Origin of the sequence: Clostridium oceanicum, from assembly GCF_039521385.1 — a bacterium.
GTDB classification, from domain to species: Bacteria; Bacillota; Clostridia; order Clostridiales; family Clostridiaceae; genus Clostridium_F; species Clostridium_F oceanicum.
Genome location: NZ_BAAACG010000009.1, coordinates 77,658 through 93,126 on the forward strand (window position 1 = coordinate 77,658; position 15,469 = coordinate 93,126).

Sequence of the window (15,469 nt, forward strand, 5' to 3'; positions counted from 1 at the left end):
TGAACTTTATATTAATACTTATTAATTATTTCAATTACCTTTTCTTTATTTATAGCATTAAATATCTCTTTTAAATCTTCACTATTCATAAACAATTCCATAAGCTCTCTCATTGCTTTAAGATGAGATTTTTCATCTTTTGTAGCTAATGTTACAATAAGTTTTACTGGATCATTAAGTTTATGATTAAACTTAACAGGTTTATCTAATGTTATAAGACTCATAGAAGTATTATTAACTCCATCACTTGGTTTAGCATGAGATAAAACTATTCCTGGAGCAACTACCATGTAAGGTCCTAAATCTTTAAAACTTTTTATTATAGCCTCTTCATAACTATTACTTATACTATTATTTTCTATAAGTATGCTTGTACCAATCTTAATTGCTTCTTTCCATTTTCTACACTTAACATTTAGTTTTATATTTTCCCATTTTAATAAATCCTTTAATCCATATTGAAATACTTCTACCTTTCCTTCATTGTAATTTTTATTCTTAACAGCATACATTATTTCATACTCTAATTGATTTCTATCTTTAATGTCACTGTATTTATCAACTATGTTCATGATTTTTTTTACAAACTTAACTTCATCATCATTACTATTTCTTTTGTATTTTAAATTTAAATTACTTTTCAATTTTTTATAATCATTTTTTAAAAAAAGAGGACTTATTTTTATATATTTTTTCTCATCAACATTAGCTATATAAACGGTACTTATTATAAAATCATAATCTTTAGAATCTAGCTTTTTAACTTCTCTACTAGAGACTATATTAACTATCTTTACATCAAATTCATTTACAATTTGAGATGCTACCATTCTAGCTGTACCAATTCCAGTACCACAAACTAATACTATTCTAGCCTTAAAATTCTTTTTCTTTTCACAATTTTTAAGGGCTGCGCCATAATGTAATACAACATAAGCTACTTCATTATCATCTATAGGTTTACCTATATAATTCTCTAAATGTTTCATTATAATTTTTGTGTTTATAAATAGTTCTTTATATTTAACCTTTATTTCACGAAGAAAGGGATTTACAAGCTTAAGATTAAATTTTATTCTATATATACTAGGCCTTAAATGCATAACTAACCCATCTACAACTTTTCCTCTGTTTTTCCCTAATTCAACAGCATATATCTTTTCAAAATCATCAGTCATATTATTAACTACAACATATAAATCATCTATTTTATATTCATCTTTGTTTTGATAAACAGTATCATTTTTAATAACTTTAGCACCTAAAAGATGTAATACTATATAGCTTTTTTCTTCTATTGGGATTTTTATATTATAATGATTTTCAACTTCATATATTATATTATTAGCTACTTTATATTCTTCTTTACAATTCATATAATTTATTTTTAATTCTGGTAGATAAATAGATTTATTAAGTTGAATTCTTTTTATCATTAAAGCAACATGGGTAACTAGACTTCCATAAGCTTCATCACTAAATTGTCTTTCTAACTTAATCTCTGAATTTTTAATTATTTTATCTATAAAATCTATATCTATATCAGAAAACAGTATATCAAATTGCAAATTATTTATTTTAGATTGACATATTCTTCTATTAACATAATTCACAATGTCTTCTGTAGACACACTTTTAGACATTGTTTCAAGAATAGCCTTCCTTTTATCTACTTCCTTTCCTTGAACATTTATTCCAACTCTAGGTTTTCTTAACATCTTTATATTTCTTTCATTTAACCATTTTTCAACTTTGTCTAACTCCTTTAAAACCGTATTTCTTGAAATACAAAGTTTTTTTTCAAAATAAGATATATTCATAGGATTATTGTCTTCTAGAAGTTTTAAGATTATAAATTTAAATCTTTCGTCTTTAGAATACACATATCTATAGGGTGTATAATTTCCTATAAAATCATCTAAAAATTTCTGAAGTTTTGGCTCTTCTACTAAGCGAACACCTTTTAAATGCTGCTTTTCTAAATATTGAAATCCATTCTTAACTAAAAAGCTTTCTATTTTATCTATTCTATATCTTATAGCTCTATCTGTAAGTTTATACTCTTTTGCTAACTCTCCTATTTTAACAAAATCCTGTTTTTTTCTTAAATATTGTAAAATTTCAATACAATTTTTATTAAGTTCCATATTATCCTCTTTTCTTAAGATTTTATTTTATAGTTACTTTCTATCATTATGTAATATACTATAAGGTTACTAACTTTATAGTATATTACATAAATAAAATAAAAAAACACTTTGATTATATTATTTTTTTCTAATCAATTAGGAAATTTTAAACTATTAATAATAAATTCATTCTTATTTAAAATACTATTTGGTAATTATATATTGTTTTAAAAAATGTAGAATCATATAGTGTATATATCTTCACATAATTAAGACTAAATTATTAAATACTAATATTATTATTGTAGCTATAAAATTTATATTCTATAAAATCTTAATGCTATAAAGGAGTGATTAAAAATGGAGAAAACCTTAGTTCTCATAAAACCTGATGGAGTTAAAAGAAAATTAATAGGAAAAATTATAGATAGATATGAACAAAAAGGTCTAACTATAAGTAATATGAAAATGACTAAAGCTTCTAGATCTACTTTAGAAAAACATTATGAAGATCTTAAAGATAAAGATTTTTTTGAAGATTTGATAAATTATATGACAAGCGGTCCCTTAATTGCAATGATAATTGAAGGGTCAAATGTTATAAGTTCTGTAAGAAAAATGCATGGTAATACCAATCCTATAGACGCTGAAATGGGAACAATACGTGGAGATTTTGGAAATAGTAAAACAGAAAACTTAGTTCATGCATCTGATTCTAAAAGCCATGCTTTAAAAGAAATTTCTATATGGTTTAATAATTTATAATAATAAAAAAGAGTTATAAATTATTAACTTATAACTCTTTTTTAATTAAATTATATTATGTGAAAAGGGGCTTTTTAGAAAGCTTATCTATTACTTTATCTATGTCTTCATATGCTTTTTCCATAGCCTTTTCTTTTCCTACAGATGGCATATCAACACCTTCAACTAATATTTTTTCAAATTTTTCAACTCCTAAGAATTTAAAAGAATCATGAAAATAATTTACGCCATGATTTAATTTCCAATCCATAATTTTAGGATATACTCCACCTGAGGATTGAATATATATCATCTGTCTTTCCTTATCTCCTAATAATCCTTCTACATTCTCTGGCTCAACCTTTATAGTCTTATTATTTATTATAACGCAATCAACATAAGATTTAAGTCTTGCTGGAAAACTTATACTCCACATTGGAGCTGCAATAACGTAAGTATCTGCACTTAAAAATTGATCACAAAGTTCATTTATTCTATCTACTCCTTTTTTATCTTCACTTGATAATGCATCATATTCAGCTCCTGTAACTGTTTCAGCTCTTGTTTTAAACATTTTATAATTTAATTCTGGTATATAATCTTTATAAAGATCTAATTCTTCTACTTCAAAATCTGGATTTTCAGCCATGTAACTTTCTATAAATTTTCTTGCTACAGTTTTACTAGTAGATAAATGTTCCGGTTTAGTATTTACAGATATATATAATAACTTTTTCATTTAAACACCTCCAATTTTACAATTATTTTTTGCTTATTTAATTTATTTATTCAAGTAATAAGATAAAAGTTATAATTTTATAATTTTTATTATTCTATAACTATAAAAAAAATTCATCTATGATTTTAACTTAAATTAAGATATTCTTTATTAAATAACATCTATTATTAATAAAAAATTAATAGTATTAACTTAAATAAGATGTTATAATAACTTAACATAAAACTTGAGGAGGAATTAGGGATGGAAATTTACATATGCAATGAATGTGGTTATATTTATAATCCAAATAAAGGAGATACAGATAACGGTATAAAACCTAATACACCTTTCGAAGAACTACCTCATGATTGGTTTTGCCCTATATGTTCAAAAACTAAAGAAAATGAATCTTTAAAATCTGCTTAGTTTAAAATATTTTTATAAAAACAATATTATAATCCGAAATTATCCATTATTATTAAATTTTAAAATTAATAGACTGTTGATATTTTAATATCAGCAGTCTATTAATCAATTTATCACTATTACAAAAATGAATCTAATTTTAATAACTTAAATCCCGAAAATTAAAATTAATTAATAATTTTTATTAAAAAAAACTTAATATTATTTATTTTAAAATTATGTTATAATAAATCCATAGAAAATTTAAAGAGGAATTATATATGAAAAAATATGTATGCAATATATGGAGTTATGTATATAATCCAAATAAAGGTGATTCAGATAATAATATTGAACCTAACACTCTTTTTTGAAAAACTACCTAATGATTGGTTTTACCCTCTATGTGTAGTTGAAAAATATGAATTTTCTGAAACAGATTAATTATTAAGCTTATTCCCAAATTAATTATATATATTTATTGAATACCAAAAAACACTCATTATTTTAAAAACCTTTCCTAAAAAAGATAAGAAGTTACTTATAATATTATAAGTAACTTCTTATCTTTTTATTTATTAGGATCAAAGACTACAGTTAAAAGCATCTTAAATCTTTCCTTTGCTAAAAGTGCATGTGGTCTGTTTACCGGCATAACTATAGTCTCTCCTTTTCCAACATTAAAAATCTCCTCATCTATGGTAATTTCACCTTTTCCATCTAATATATATACCATAGCATCTCCTCCAGCTGTATGAGAACTAATTTCTTCATCTTTATCAAAAGCAAATAATGTAACACTTAAAAATTTGTTTTGAGCAAGTGTTCTGCTTACTACTGTTCCTTGTTGATATTCTACAAGGGACTCCATATTAATTACTGTAGATTTGTCTATATTTTTTATTAAATCTTTACTCATATCAAAATTACTCCTTATAAAATCATATAGTATCTCTATATTATTTTATTCCCATATATATAAAAAATATTTATCCTATTATTTTTCATTTTTATATAAATTAAAAAATAATCTAACTAACCATATCAAATTCATTTATTATTAATTAATAATTTTTATTAACAAAATATTAATATCATTTAGTATAAAATATGATATAATAAATCATAGAAAGAAACTTAAGGAGGAATTATATATGAAAAAATACGTATGTGATATATGTGGTTATGTTTATGATCCATCTAAAGGCGACCCAGATAATGGTATAGAGCCAAACACACCTTTTAAAGATTTGCCTGATGATTGGACTTGTCCTCTATGCGCAGTTGAAAAAGATGAATTTTCACAAACAGATTAATTACTATTAAATAAGCTATTACTAAATTTAATATATATTGTTTATACTAAAATTTATTTAAAGATGATTTAAAATAAAAATTCTCATTATTTCAAAACCTTTCCTTATAACAAAATACAAATAATAAACTGTTGATATTAATATCAACAGTTTATTATTTATTATCTATATTATTTTTCATTATCTTATTTTACTCTACACATAGATAGAAAATATTTGTGAAATTCTAAATCATCTGAAAGTTCAGGATGAAATGATGTTGCTAACATATTATTTTCTTTAACTGCTACTATTTTATCATCTAACTTGCACAAAACTTTTACCTTATCACCTATTTCTATAACCTGTGGTGCTCTTATAAATATAAGAGGAATTTTCTTACTGGAAATATTATTTATTTTACTATAAGTTTCAAAGCTGTCTAATTGACTACCATAACTATTTCTTTTTACTTTTATATTCATAACTTTTAAATACGCATCTTCTTCATCTTGTATTTTATCTGCTAAAAGTATCATTCCTGCACAAGTACCCCAAACAGGCATACCTTTTAATATTTCTTCTTTAATAGGATCTAAAAGATTCATTTTTCTAAGTATTTTTCCTATAGTAGTACTCTCTCCACCAGGTAATATTAATCCTGAAATTTCTTTAAGTTGAGAGGGCTTTTTTATCCTTAAAACTTCTACATTTAGCTTTTTTAAATGGTCTATATGCTCAAAAACTCCTCCTTGAAGATCTAATACTCCTATTTTCATGTTACCAGCCTCTTTCTGCCATCTTACAATCTAAAGTTTCAATTTCAAGACCATCCATTGCTTCACCTAAATTTTCAGACACTTCTGCTAGTTTTTTTGGATCATCATAATATGTTGTAGCAAGTACAATAGCTTTAGCTCTTTTTTCAGGATTACTAGATTTAAATATTCCTGAACCTACAAATACACCTTCCGAACCTAATTTCATCATAAGTGCTGCATCAGCAGGGGTAGCTATTCCTCCAGCAGCAAAATTAACTACAGGGAGCTTTCCTTCTTTCCATACATATTCAATCAACTCATAAGGAGCATTAATATCTTTAGCTATAGTCATTAACTCTTCACTAGATGCACTTTTAACTTTTTTTATTTCATCCATGATGCATCTCATATGTGTTACTGCTTCTACAACATTACCAGTACCTGCTTCTCCTTTTGTTCTAATCATTGAAGCCCCTTCTCCAATCCTTCTTAAAGCTTCACCTAAATTTCTAGCTCCACAAACAAAAGGGATTTTAAAATCTTTTTTATTTATATGATATACATTGTCTGCTGGAGTTAAAACTTCACTTTCATCTATAAAATCTACATCTAAAGCTTCTAATATCTCAGCTTCTACAAAATGTCCAATTCTAACTTTAGCCATAACAGGAATAGAAACTGCTCTTTTAATTTCTTTTATCATCTTAGGGTCTGACATTCTAGCTACTCCACCTTCTTTTCTTATATCCGCTGGAACTCTTTCTAATGCCATAACTGCACAAGCACCTGCTTTTTCTGCTATTTGTGCCTCCTTAGCATTTGTAACATCCATTATAACTCCGCCTTTAAGCATTTTAGCAAGATCCTTGTTTAGTGAATATCTTTCCATTTTTAATCCCCTTTCACTCTTATCAAATTTTACGCACACTAAAATAAATAACTAACATTAGTATTTTTGTAATCTATTCTTTTAAAATGCTATTAGTACACCTATTAAAAAATCCAATTTATTATATATAACAAAATATAAATTCTAACTTTAAGTTATTATTTTTCATATGCTTAAAGATATTATAAAGTCCAATAATAGTTCCTACAAATGAATCGATACATTTACCCTTATACTATCTATAAAATAATAAAAAAGGTAACAGTTAAAATGTTTAAATAAACATTTCACTGTTACCTTCTTTAAATTATAATTTATCTTTATTTTTTAGCTAAATCAAATACTTGTAAATTTTCTTTATCTATACCTTTTGTTTTTACATTTGCCATAGCTCTTAATGTATCTAAAGATGTTATAACTCCTATATTTCTCTCTATAGCTTCCCTTCTTATGTGGAATCCATCTCTTTTAGAATCATTTCCTTTAGTAGGAGTATTCACTACTAAATCTACTTCTTTATTTTTTATTACATCTATTATATTTGGATGATCTTCCTTTAATTTTCTAACTTTTAAAGTATTAATCCCTTCCCTTTCTAAGAGCTTAGCTGTGTTTGAAGTTGCTACAAAATTTATTCCTAATTTATTAAGATCTTTTGCAATATCTATAAATTCTTTTTTGTCATAATCCTTAATGGTAGCTAAAATTGTAGCATTTTCTTTTTTAATATACATATTAGCTCCTACAAATCCTTTATACAAAGCTTCATCAATATTTTTACCAACTCCAAGAACCTCTCCTGTAGACTTCATTTCAGGTCCCAATGAAACTTCTACATTAGGTAATTTTTGCGTTGAAAAAACTGGCACTTTAACAGATACTAAATCTGGCTCTTTGTATATATCTACTCCATAGCCTATATCTTTTATTTTTTCTCCAATCATAACTCTAGTTGCTATATCTACTATTGGAACTTTACTTACTTTACTTATATAAGGAACAGTTCTTGAAGCTCTTGGGTTAACTTCAATAACATATAATTCATCATTATACTCTATAAATTGGATATTTATCATACCTTTTATACCTATTCCTAAGGCAAGCTTTTTAGTATAATCTAAAACTTTTTCTTTTATCCTAGTACTTATATTTGGACTTGGGTACATAGTTATACTGTCTCCTGAATGAACTCCCGCTCTTTCTAAGTGCTCCATAATTCCAGGAATTAATATATCTTCTCCGTCTGAAATAGCATCTACTTCTATTTCTCTTCCCATTAAATATTTATCAATAAGTATTGGATTTTCAGTATCCTTTTCAAAAGCATTACTTAAATAATAAGTTAATTCTTTTTGATCATGTGTTATTTCCATCCCTTGACCACCTAATACATAAGAAGGTCTTACAAGAACTGGATATCCTAGTTTTTCTGCTTCTAAAATACCTTCTTCTACTGTCCATATTCCTTTTCCTTTAGGTCTTGCTATATTAAGTTTTTCTAAAAGTTCATCAAATTTTTCTCTATCTTCTGCCATATCTATTTGATCTGCTGTAGTTCCAAGAGTATTTATATTTTTTTCTTTTAAAATCTTAGCAAGTTTTATAGAAGTTTGTCCTCCAAATTGAAGAATTACACCATCAGGATTTTCTTTATCAATTATATTTAAAACGTCCTCTTCTGTAAGAGGTTCAAAATATAATTTATCAGATATATCAAAATCTGTACTAACAGTTTCAGGATTATTATTTATTATTATTGTTTCAATTCCTAATTTATTTAAAGACTTAACACAATGAACTGATGCATAATCAAATTCTATACCTTGTCCTATTCTTATTGGACCAGATCCTATAACTATAACTTTCTTTTTATCTGAAACTTTTACTTCATCATAAGTTTCATAAGTAGAATAATAGTATGGAGATAATGCCTCAAACTCTCCTGCACAGGTATCTACCATTTTATAAACAGGTTTTATATTCCATATACTTTTCAACTCATGTATAGCTTCTGAAGTAACATTTAACATATCCGCTATTCCTTTATCTGAAAAACCTTTTTTCTTTAACTTATAAAGCCATTTTTTATCTAAGTCATCTATTGTACTTAACTTTAATTTTTGTTCTTCTAAAACTATCCATTTGAATTTTTCTATAAAGAATTTGTCTACCCCTGTTATTTTTGAAACTTTATCTATTTTATAATTTCTTCTAATCATCTCAGCTAAAGCAAAAATTCTTTCATCATCTGGAGTTACTACTTTTTCTTTAAGTTCACTCATAGTCAAATCTTCAAATTTACTATGCTCTAGTGAAAATTTTCCAATTTCTAAAGAACGAATTCCTTTTAAGAATGCTTCCTCAAAATTTCCTCCTATAGCCATTATTTCTCCTGTTGCCATCATTTTAGTTCCTAAGGATCTATCTGCTTTTTGAAATTTATCAAAAGGCCACTTTGGAATTTTAACTACTACATAATCAAGAGAAGGTTCAAAACATGCGTAAGTTTTTTTAGTAACTGCATTTTTTATTTCATCTAAAGCATACCCTAAAGCTAATTTTGCAGCTACTTTCGCTATTGGATATCCTGTAGCTTTAGAAGCTAAAGCAGAAGATCTACTAACTCTTGGATTTATTTCTATAACTGCATATTCAAACGAATCTGGATTTAATGCAAATTGTACATTACATCCTCCTTCTATTCCTACTGCATTTATTATATTTATTGATGAAGTTCTAAGCATTTGGTATTCTTTATCAGATAAAGTTTGACTTGGAGCCACTACTATACTATCTCCAGTATGAATACCTACAGGATCTATATTTTCCATATTACAAACTGTTATACAATTTCCAAATTCATCTCTCATAACTTCATATTCTATTTCTTTCCAGCCTTTAACACTTTTCTCAATAAGCACTTGCCCTATAGAACTTAATTGAAGACCAGACTCTAATATAGTTTCTAACTCTTCTTCATCTTCAGCTATTCCTCCACCAGTTCCTCCTAGGGTATAAGCCGGTCTTACTATAACTGGATAACCTATTTTAGTTGCAAATTCTTTTCCTTTTTTCATATCTGTTATTATTTCACTTTGTATAACCGGTTCCCCTATTCTTTGCATCATAGATCTAAAAAGTTCTCTATCTTCCCCTTCTTTTATAGATTCTATGGATGTTCCTATAACTTTAACATTATATTTTTGGAGTATTTTTTTATCATAAAGTTCTACTACTAAATTTAGACCTGTTTGTCCACCCATCCCAGCTAGGATGCTATCTGGCTTTTCTTTTACTATAACTTTTTCTACAAATTCTATTGTTAAAGGCTCTAAATAAACTTTATCTGCTATTTCTTTATCTGTCATTATAGTAGCTGGATTACTATTTATAAGTACAACTTCTAATCCTTCTTCTTTTAAAGCTTGACATGCTTGAGTTCCTGAATAATCAAATTCTGCAGCTTGACCTATTATTATAGGACCTGAACCTATAACTAAAACTTTTTTTATATCTTTATTTAATGGCATTTAAGTACCTCCCAAATCACTATTTTTCTCAATCGTCTTCGTTTTTTTAATTTTAAAACCGTCTATTATAAAGAATATTCCATAAATCTATCAAATATATAATCACTATCTTTAGGTCCTGGACTTGCCTCTGGATGAAACTGTACAGAAAAAATAGGAAAGTTTTTATGTTTCATACCTTCAATAGTTTGGTCATTCACATTAATATGAGTAACTTCCATATTTTCCGGCAATGTATCCACTACATATCCATGATTTTGAGAAGTTATATGAACTCTGTTTCTTTCTAAATCTTTAACTGGATGATTGCATCCTCTATGTCCAAATTTAAGTTTAGAAGTTTTTCCTCCAAGACTTAGTGCTAAAAGTTGATGTCCTAGGCAAATTCCTACTATAGGCTTTTTCCCTATAAGTTCTTTTATATTTTCTATAACTTCTTTTAAATCTTCTGGATCTCCTGGGCCATTTGATAAAAATATTAAATCTGGATCTTCTTTTAAAATATCTTTTGGCTTTGAAGTTGCAGGAAATACTGTAACTTTACATCCTCTTTTTAAGAAAGATCTTATTATATTTTGCTTTATTCCAAAATCAATAATAGCTACATGCTTGCCCTCACCTTTTATAATATATTTACCCTTTGTTGTAACAGTTGAAACTGCTTCTTTATTAGAAAAATAGTTAAAACAAGTTTCAATTTCATGTTTTGAAATATCATTTTCTAAAGCTATTATGCCTTTCATAGTACCACTATTTCTTAAAATTTTAGTTAAAGCTCTAGTATCTATACCTTCTAACCCAGTTATTTTATTTTCTTTCAAATAATCTTCAAGTTCTATTTCTGATCTAAAGTTACTAGATGATTTACATTTTTCTCTAACTATAAAACCTTTGACTTTAGGAGCATTTGATTCCATATCTTCTAGGTTTATTCCATAATTTCCTATAAGAGGATATGTCATTGTAACAATTTGACCATAATAGGATGGATCTGTAAGCACCTCTTGATACCCTGTCATACCAGTATTAAATACTACTTCACCTACAGTGTTTTTAAGATACCCAAACGCCTTTCCTTTAAATACCATTCCATTTTCTAATATAAGATTTGCTTTCATATATAGACCTCCTTCTCTTCTGATAGTCAAAATACACTTTTGAAGGTCTTTAAATTTAAAATAAAAGAGTAATCAAAAAATCATTTTTTAAGTCAAAAAATGATCCTTCTATTACCCTTTAATATTCAAAAGCATTGAACTTAACAAGTTCACTTGTAACTATATTTATTTTTTTTATTGCACAACAAAAAAACATTTTCATAATTTATACCTCTTTCTGGCCTCTCTGGACCAAATTAAAGTGCATTTTCAACATCAGTTTTTCTTATAACTTATTTTAGTTTATGTATAAAAATAAGTCAAGGTAAAATTAGTATTTTTTTATAATTATACATAAGTTTTTTTATTTTCCTAAGTTTTTTATAATTAAATAACGTAAAAATATTTAAAAATTCAATATTTTTGAAAAACATTTGAATATTTATTCATTAAAATGTATAAAATTAACCTTTTTCAATAATACTCTACCTCTTTTTATAGAAGCTTCTATGTAATTTAAAAACACATTTGTGAATAATTATAATTATCCTATATATTATATCAAATAGAGAATCTCTATCATATTATGATAACTGTAAAAGTATTTATTTATAACCTCGTTATGTTATTTTATTATTAAAATATATAAGGATGATATATATGAATATTTATTGTGATAAAAAAACTTCTGTTATACGTATTAGAAACTATGAAGACTATAATATATACGGATCTGACAATGATAATTGCTTTTTAAAAAAGCTTATAATATTAGACCATATAAAAACTCATAAGACAATCAATATAAGAAATCTATCCATAGAAAATATATATTTCTATAGCTATTCTTCTAAAATTAATTTAGAAAATTGTAAGATAAAAAATATACTTTTAACCTCAAGTTCTTTTAATCTACTAACAATTGGTGACAATACTTGTATAGACAATATTTCAATTGAAAGCAAAAAACACACTACTATAGATTTTAAAAGTAAAATTTCTAATATTAATAATATAACTATAAATAAAAGTATGGATAAAAAATATATTCCTGATATATTTCTATTTGGTAACTTTAAAGATTGTAATTTAAAAATTAATAGTAATATTTCTTTAACTTGTGGAAATTTTCATATTTTTAATCCAATAAAAATAGATATAAAAAGCTCTTACAACAACTCAATAAAACTAGGTGGAAATTTTAACAAAGCACAAATTGATATACTAAATTGCAAGTATATAAGGGGAGATACTATAAATATCCCTGAAAATGTACTGATAATAATACACCCTAAAATATCCTTTTCTAATATAGTATTTGATGGTAATCTTAAAAACTGTAATATAAAAACAAAAAATAAAGGCATTATAACTTTGAAGTCTTTTTTTATTAAAAAATTTATTGTTGATGAAAACAGTGAAATAACTTTATATTCCAAAACCAATACAATTTTTAAATTATTAGGCATAAAAGGATCTCTAAAACTTGATGGTTCCTATGCTTGTGTAAAAAATCTTTTAACACAATGTATCCTTCTAAAAGATAGAGCTCTATTGAGTATAAACTCTAATAATTTAGATTTATTACCTTTAAAACCTATGTTGCCTTGTATAAATAACCTATTAAAATATTTTATAGAAGAAAAATCAGAAACTTTAACTCTAAACCAAATAAAATGTAACTGTATAGATCCTAATATAAATTTAAATATATATAAACTTATAAAATTAAATCCTTATTCTAATATGTTTAATTTAAATGAAAGAAAAGATATGCTGCTTTATAGTGAAAAAGAACCTAATATTTCAAATCCTGATTCTCATATATTTATCTTAATCTTTAAAATATATTATAAAGATTTATATTTTTATAAGTCAGTAATATTAAAAGCTAAATATTTATATTTACAAATTGACTATGAAAGTCATCAATGTATAATAGAAAACAATATAAATACCCTTAATTATGTATTTAATCAAAATTGGATAAATAATATAAAGTTAAAAGAAAATATAAATATTACAAACTTTAGTTTAAATATAAATAGAAGAAATTTAATCATAGATTTAAATAATAATAGTTTTTTACTAAATAATATAGTAATATCAGATTCTAAAACAGTAATAAAAAACGGTACCATTTACTTAAATAGTATAGACTTATGGAATAAGCACACAAGAAATGATATTACAAACAAAAGTTTTGTTAAAGTATTTAGCACCAACCTAAAATCTATATTAAAATGTTTAAATATAAAAATACTAGATTTTAGCTATAACGTAAAACTAAGCCCTTCTGATAATATATTTTTATTTTATATTGGTGATTCTACATCTTCAAATATGATTGATTTTAAACTAAAAAATAGTATTATATCTATAAATAATAATACTATGAATAATTATTATTTAATAAATACTTTTGCCAAAAACAATTATATATACAACAATTCTTTTTATGGATTTAAAAACTTTATAAAAATACAATCTTTAGATAACTGCTCCTATTGTAATTCCTATTTATCAGAAAATGATTTTTCTAAATCCATAGAAAACAATACTAATATTTTAGAATTAATTCCTTTTAAAAATAGTAAAGGAATTAATATAAATGATGAAAAAATCCCTTCAGATTTGGATAAAAAAGAAATGAAAAAAATATTACTTCAAATAGGATATTCTTTAACAGAAGGTTCTACAAAAACAAAACCTAATATAATAAATAAAGGTTCTCGTATAAAATTATATAAAAACCAGTATTGTATTTCTTATGTGATATTAATATACGATGGAATCAGTTGGGTAGAAAAGTTAATTCCACCTGTTTTATCTCCTGATACTACCTATAATGATATGAGTCATGTTATTATAATCACATTTCCTCCAGATAAAGTTTGGGTAAATGGATTAATTTCCATAGAAATAATAAACAGTTCAACACATCTTCTAAAAAATAATGAATACCATATTGATAACAACTTAGGAAAGCTATCCATAAAAAATGTAATACTAAATGAGTATGAAATTCCTCTATACCAAGGTCTATTAGAACCTGGTATAAATAAAATTATTATAAAATCCAAAAATTATGATACTGCTAAAACTATACAAATTATAAAAGCTATACAAATAGTAGAATTTAAAAATGGTATTGGAAAAGCTATAACTAGAATAAATAAAGAAGGAATTAATCATATAAAAGCTAGTTTAATTTCGAATAAAGAAAAAATAGATTTAGGTTCTCCTATTAAAGTTGATATAAATCCAAATTAAAAATTAGGTGGTATGTAAAAAACTACACTACCACCTTTTTAGTAGCTATCTATTTCCACTTCATACAATCCATCTATAATTGAATCCTCATCTTTGTTTATTATTTCTATATTTGTATTTATAATTTCACCTTTATTGAAATTTTTTTTATCTGTCCATATTTTACACTTATTACTGTCTATAGGTTTACTTATAATTATAGGCTCACTATTAAAACATTCATCTGTGTCATCAATATTTTCTATAGAAAATATATATTTACCTTCATATTGGCTTTCTACTTTTATAGACAGCAAACTTTCACCTTCACAATCAAATTTTTCACAAAAATATATTTTAACTTTATTAGATATATATTCATGGTCAACTATTTGAAAAGTTAAAACATCTTTTAAATCAAATCTAATATAAGGTATAATTTCATAAAAACAATCGGATATATCTTCATTATAAAAAATATTATAGTCTATAAAATTATCATCATTCAAATAAATGTTTATCTGGTTTTTTTCTATATGTGCTATATTAGGTTTTAATTTAAATTTTATTTTATCTAAATCTATCTTTTCTATATTTATTTTCACCTTATTAATACTCACTAATAAATCACACCTTTATAATGTAT

13 protein-coding genes are annotated in these 15,469 nt (G+C 25.0%); 5 read left to right on the forward strand and 8 right to left on the reverse strand.

The window, feature by feature from the left end; all coding sequences use genetic code 11:
• Positions 1-11: 11 nt before the first annotated feature.
• A complete protein-coding gene (locus tag ABDZ71_RS09885; RefSeq protein ID WP_343761235.1) occupies positions 12-2,147 on the reverse strand; it encodes a BglG family transcription antiterminator in 2,136 nt (711 codons plus the stop codon).
• 342 nt (positions 2,148-2,489) lie between these two features.
• Between ABDZ71_RS09885 and ndk the strand changes: the two genes are divergently transcribed.
• Positions 2,490-2,894, forward strand: a complete 405-nt coding sequence (gene ndk / locus ABDZ71_RS09890) for a nucleoside-diphosphate kinase (protein WP_343761237.1) — start codon at positions 2,490-2,492, stop codon at positions 2,892-2,894.
• Between the two features lie 55 nt (positions 2,895-2,949).
• On the opposite strand, the gene ABDZ71_RS09895 is transcribed toward ndk, so the two are convergent.
• Positions 2,950-3,612, reverse strand: a complete 663-nt coding sequence (locus tag ABDZ71_RS09895; RefSeq protein ID WP_343761239.1) for an FMN-dependent NADH-azoreductase — start codon at positions 3,610-3,612, stop codon at positions 2,950-2,952.
• Positions 3,613-3,855: 243 nt separating this feature from the next.
• On the opposite strand from ABDZ71_RS09895, the gene ABDZ71_RS09900 reads away from it, so the two are divergent.
• The gene (locus tag ABDZ71_RS09900; protein WP_343761242.1) at positions 3,856-4,020 is read left to right on the forward strand and encodes a rubredoxin; all 165 of its coding nucleotides are present in this window, start codon (positions 3,856-3,858) and stop codon (positions 4,018-4,020) included.
• 260 nt (positions 4,021-4,280) lie between these two features.
• Positions 4,281-4,373, forward strand: coding sequence for a rubredoxin (locus tag ABDZ71_RS09905; RefSeq protein ID WP_343761244.1), 93 nt, complete (start codon positions 4,281-4,283; stop codon positions 4,371-4,373).
• 197 nt (positions 4,374-4,570) lie between these two features.
• Here the strand turns inward: ABDZ71_RS09905 and ABDZ71_RS09910 are convergent, their stop codons facing one another.
• Positions 4,571-4,918: a cupin domain-containing protein gene (locus tag ABDZ71_RS09910; protein ID WP_343761246.1), complete on the reverse strand. Its 348-nt coding sequence runs from the start codon at positions 4,916-4,918 to the stop codon at positions 4,571-4,573.
• A 235-nt stretch (positions 4,919-5,153) separates the two neighbouring features.
• Between ABDZ71_RS09910 and rd the strand changes: the two genes are divergently transcribed.
• A complete protein-coding gene (gene rd, locus ABDZ71_RS09915) occupies positions 5,154-5,315 on the forward strand; it encodes a rubredoxin (RefSeq protein WP_343761248.1) in 162 nt (53 codons plus the stop codon).
• 185 nt (positions 5,316-5,500) lie between these two features.
• Here the strand turns inward: rd and pdxT are convergent, their stop codons facing one another.
• From pdxT to ABDZ71_RS09935, 4 genes are all read right to left on the reverse strand, one after another.
• Complete coding sequence (gene pdxT / locus ABDZ71_RS09920) at positions 5,501-6,073, reverse strand: pyridoxal 5'-phosphate synthase glutaminase subunit PdxT (RefSeq protein ID WP_343761250.1); 573 nt, start codon at positions 6,071-6,073, stop codon at positions 5,501-5,503.
• A 1-nt stretch (position 6,074) separates the two neighbouring features.
• Positions 6,075-6,944: a pyridoxal 5'-phosphate synthase lyase subunit PdxS gene (pdxS, locus tag ABDZ71_RS09925; protein WP_343761252.1), complete on the reverse strand. Its 870-nt coding sequence runs from the start codon at positions 6,942-6,944 to the stop codon at positions 6,075-6,077.
• 320 nt (positions 6,945-7,264) lie between these two features.
• Positions 7,265-10,474 carry a carbamoyl-phosphate synthase large subunit gene (gene carB / locus ABDZ71_RS09930; protein WP_343761254.1) on the reverse strand — a complete coding sequence of 1,070 codons (3,210 nt, stop codon included), beginning with the start codon at positions 10,472-10,474 and terminating at the stop codon, positions 7,265-7,267.
• Positions 10,475-10,539: 65 nt separating this feature from the next.
• A complete protein-coding gene (locus ABDZ71_RS09935; protein WP_343761256.1) occupies positions 10,540-11,592 on the reverse strand; it encodes a carbamoyl phosphate synthase small subunit in 1,053 nt (350 codons plus the stop codon).
• A 639-nt stretch (positions 11,593-12,231) separates the two neighbouring features.
• On the opposite strand from ABDZ71_RS09935, the gene ABDZ71_RS09940 reads away from it, so the two are divergent.
• Complete coding sequence (locus tag ABDZ71_RS09940; protein ID WP_343761258.1) at positions 12,232-14,844, forward strand: hemoblobin-interacting domain-containing protein; 2,613 nt, start codon at positions 12,232-12,234, stop codon at positions 14,842-14,844.
• Between the two features lie 38 nt (positions 14,845-14,882).
• Here the strand turns inward: ABDZ71_RS09940 and ABDZ71_RS09945 are convergent, their stop codons facing one another.
• Positions 14,883-15,443: a hypothetical protein gene (locus tag ABDZ71_RS09945; protein WP_343761260.1), complete on the reverse strand. Its 561-nt coding sequence runs from the start codon at positions 15,441-15,443 to the stop codon at positions 14,883-14,885.
• Positions 15,444-15,469 lie beyond the last annotated feature (26 nt).

Coding starts and splice junctions, on each gene's coding strand:
- ABDZ71_RS09885 (WP_343761235.1), bottom strand. CDS start 2,147: ATGGAACTTAATAAAAATTGTATTGAAATTTTACAATATTTAAGAAAA.
- ndk (WP_343761237.1), top strand. CDS start 2,490: ATGGAGAAAACCTTAGTTCTCATAAAACCTGATGGAGTTAAAAGAAAA.
- ABDZ71_RS09895 (WP_343761239.1), bottom strand. CDS start 3,612: ATGAAAAAGTTATTATATATATCTGTAAATACTAAACCGGAACATTTA.
- ABDZ71_RS09900 (WP_343761242.1), top strand. CDS start 3,856: ATGGAAATTTACATATGCAATGAATGTGGTTATATTTATAATCCAAAT.
- ABDZ71_RS09905 (WP_343761244.1), top strand. CDS start 4,281: ATGAAAAAATATGTATGCAATATATGGAGTTATGTATATAATCCAAAT.
- ABDZ71_RS09910 (WP_343761246.1), bottom strand. CDS start 4,918: ATGAGTAAAGATTTAATAAAAAATATAGACAAATCTACAGTAATTAAT.
- rd (WP_343761248.1), top strand. CDS start 5,154: ATGAAAAAATACGTATGTGATATATGTGGTTATGTTTATGATCCATCT.
- pdxT (WP_343761250.1), bottom strand. CDS start 6,073: ATGAAAATAGGAGTATTAGATCTTCAAGGAGGAGTTTTTGAGCATATA.
- pdxS (WP_343761252.1), bottom strand. CDS start 6,944: ATGGAAAGATATTCACTAAACAAGGATCTTGCTAAAATGCTTAAAGGC.
- carB (WP_343761254.1), bottom strand. CDS start 10,474: ATGCCATTAAATAAAGATATAAAAAAAGTTTTAGTTATAGGTTCAGGT.
- ABDZ71_RS09935 (WP_343761256.1), bottom strand. CDS start 11,592: ATGAAAGCAAATCTTATATTAGAAAATGGAATGGTATTTAAAGGAAAG.
- ABDZ71_RS09940 (WP_343761258.1), top strand. CDS start 12,232: ATGAATATTTATTGTGATAAAAAAACTTCTGTTATACGTATTAGAAAC.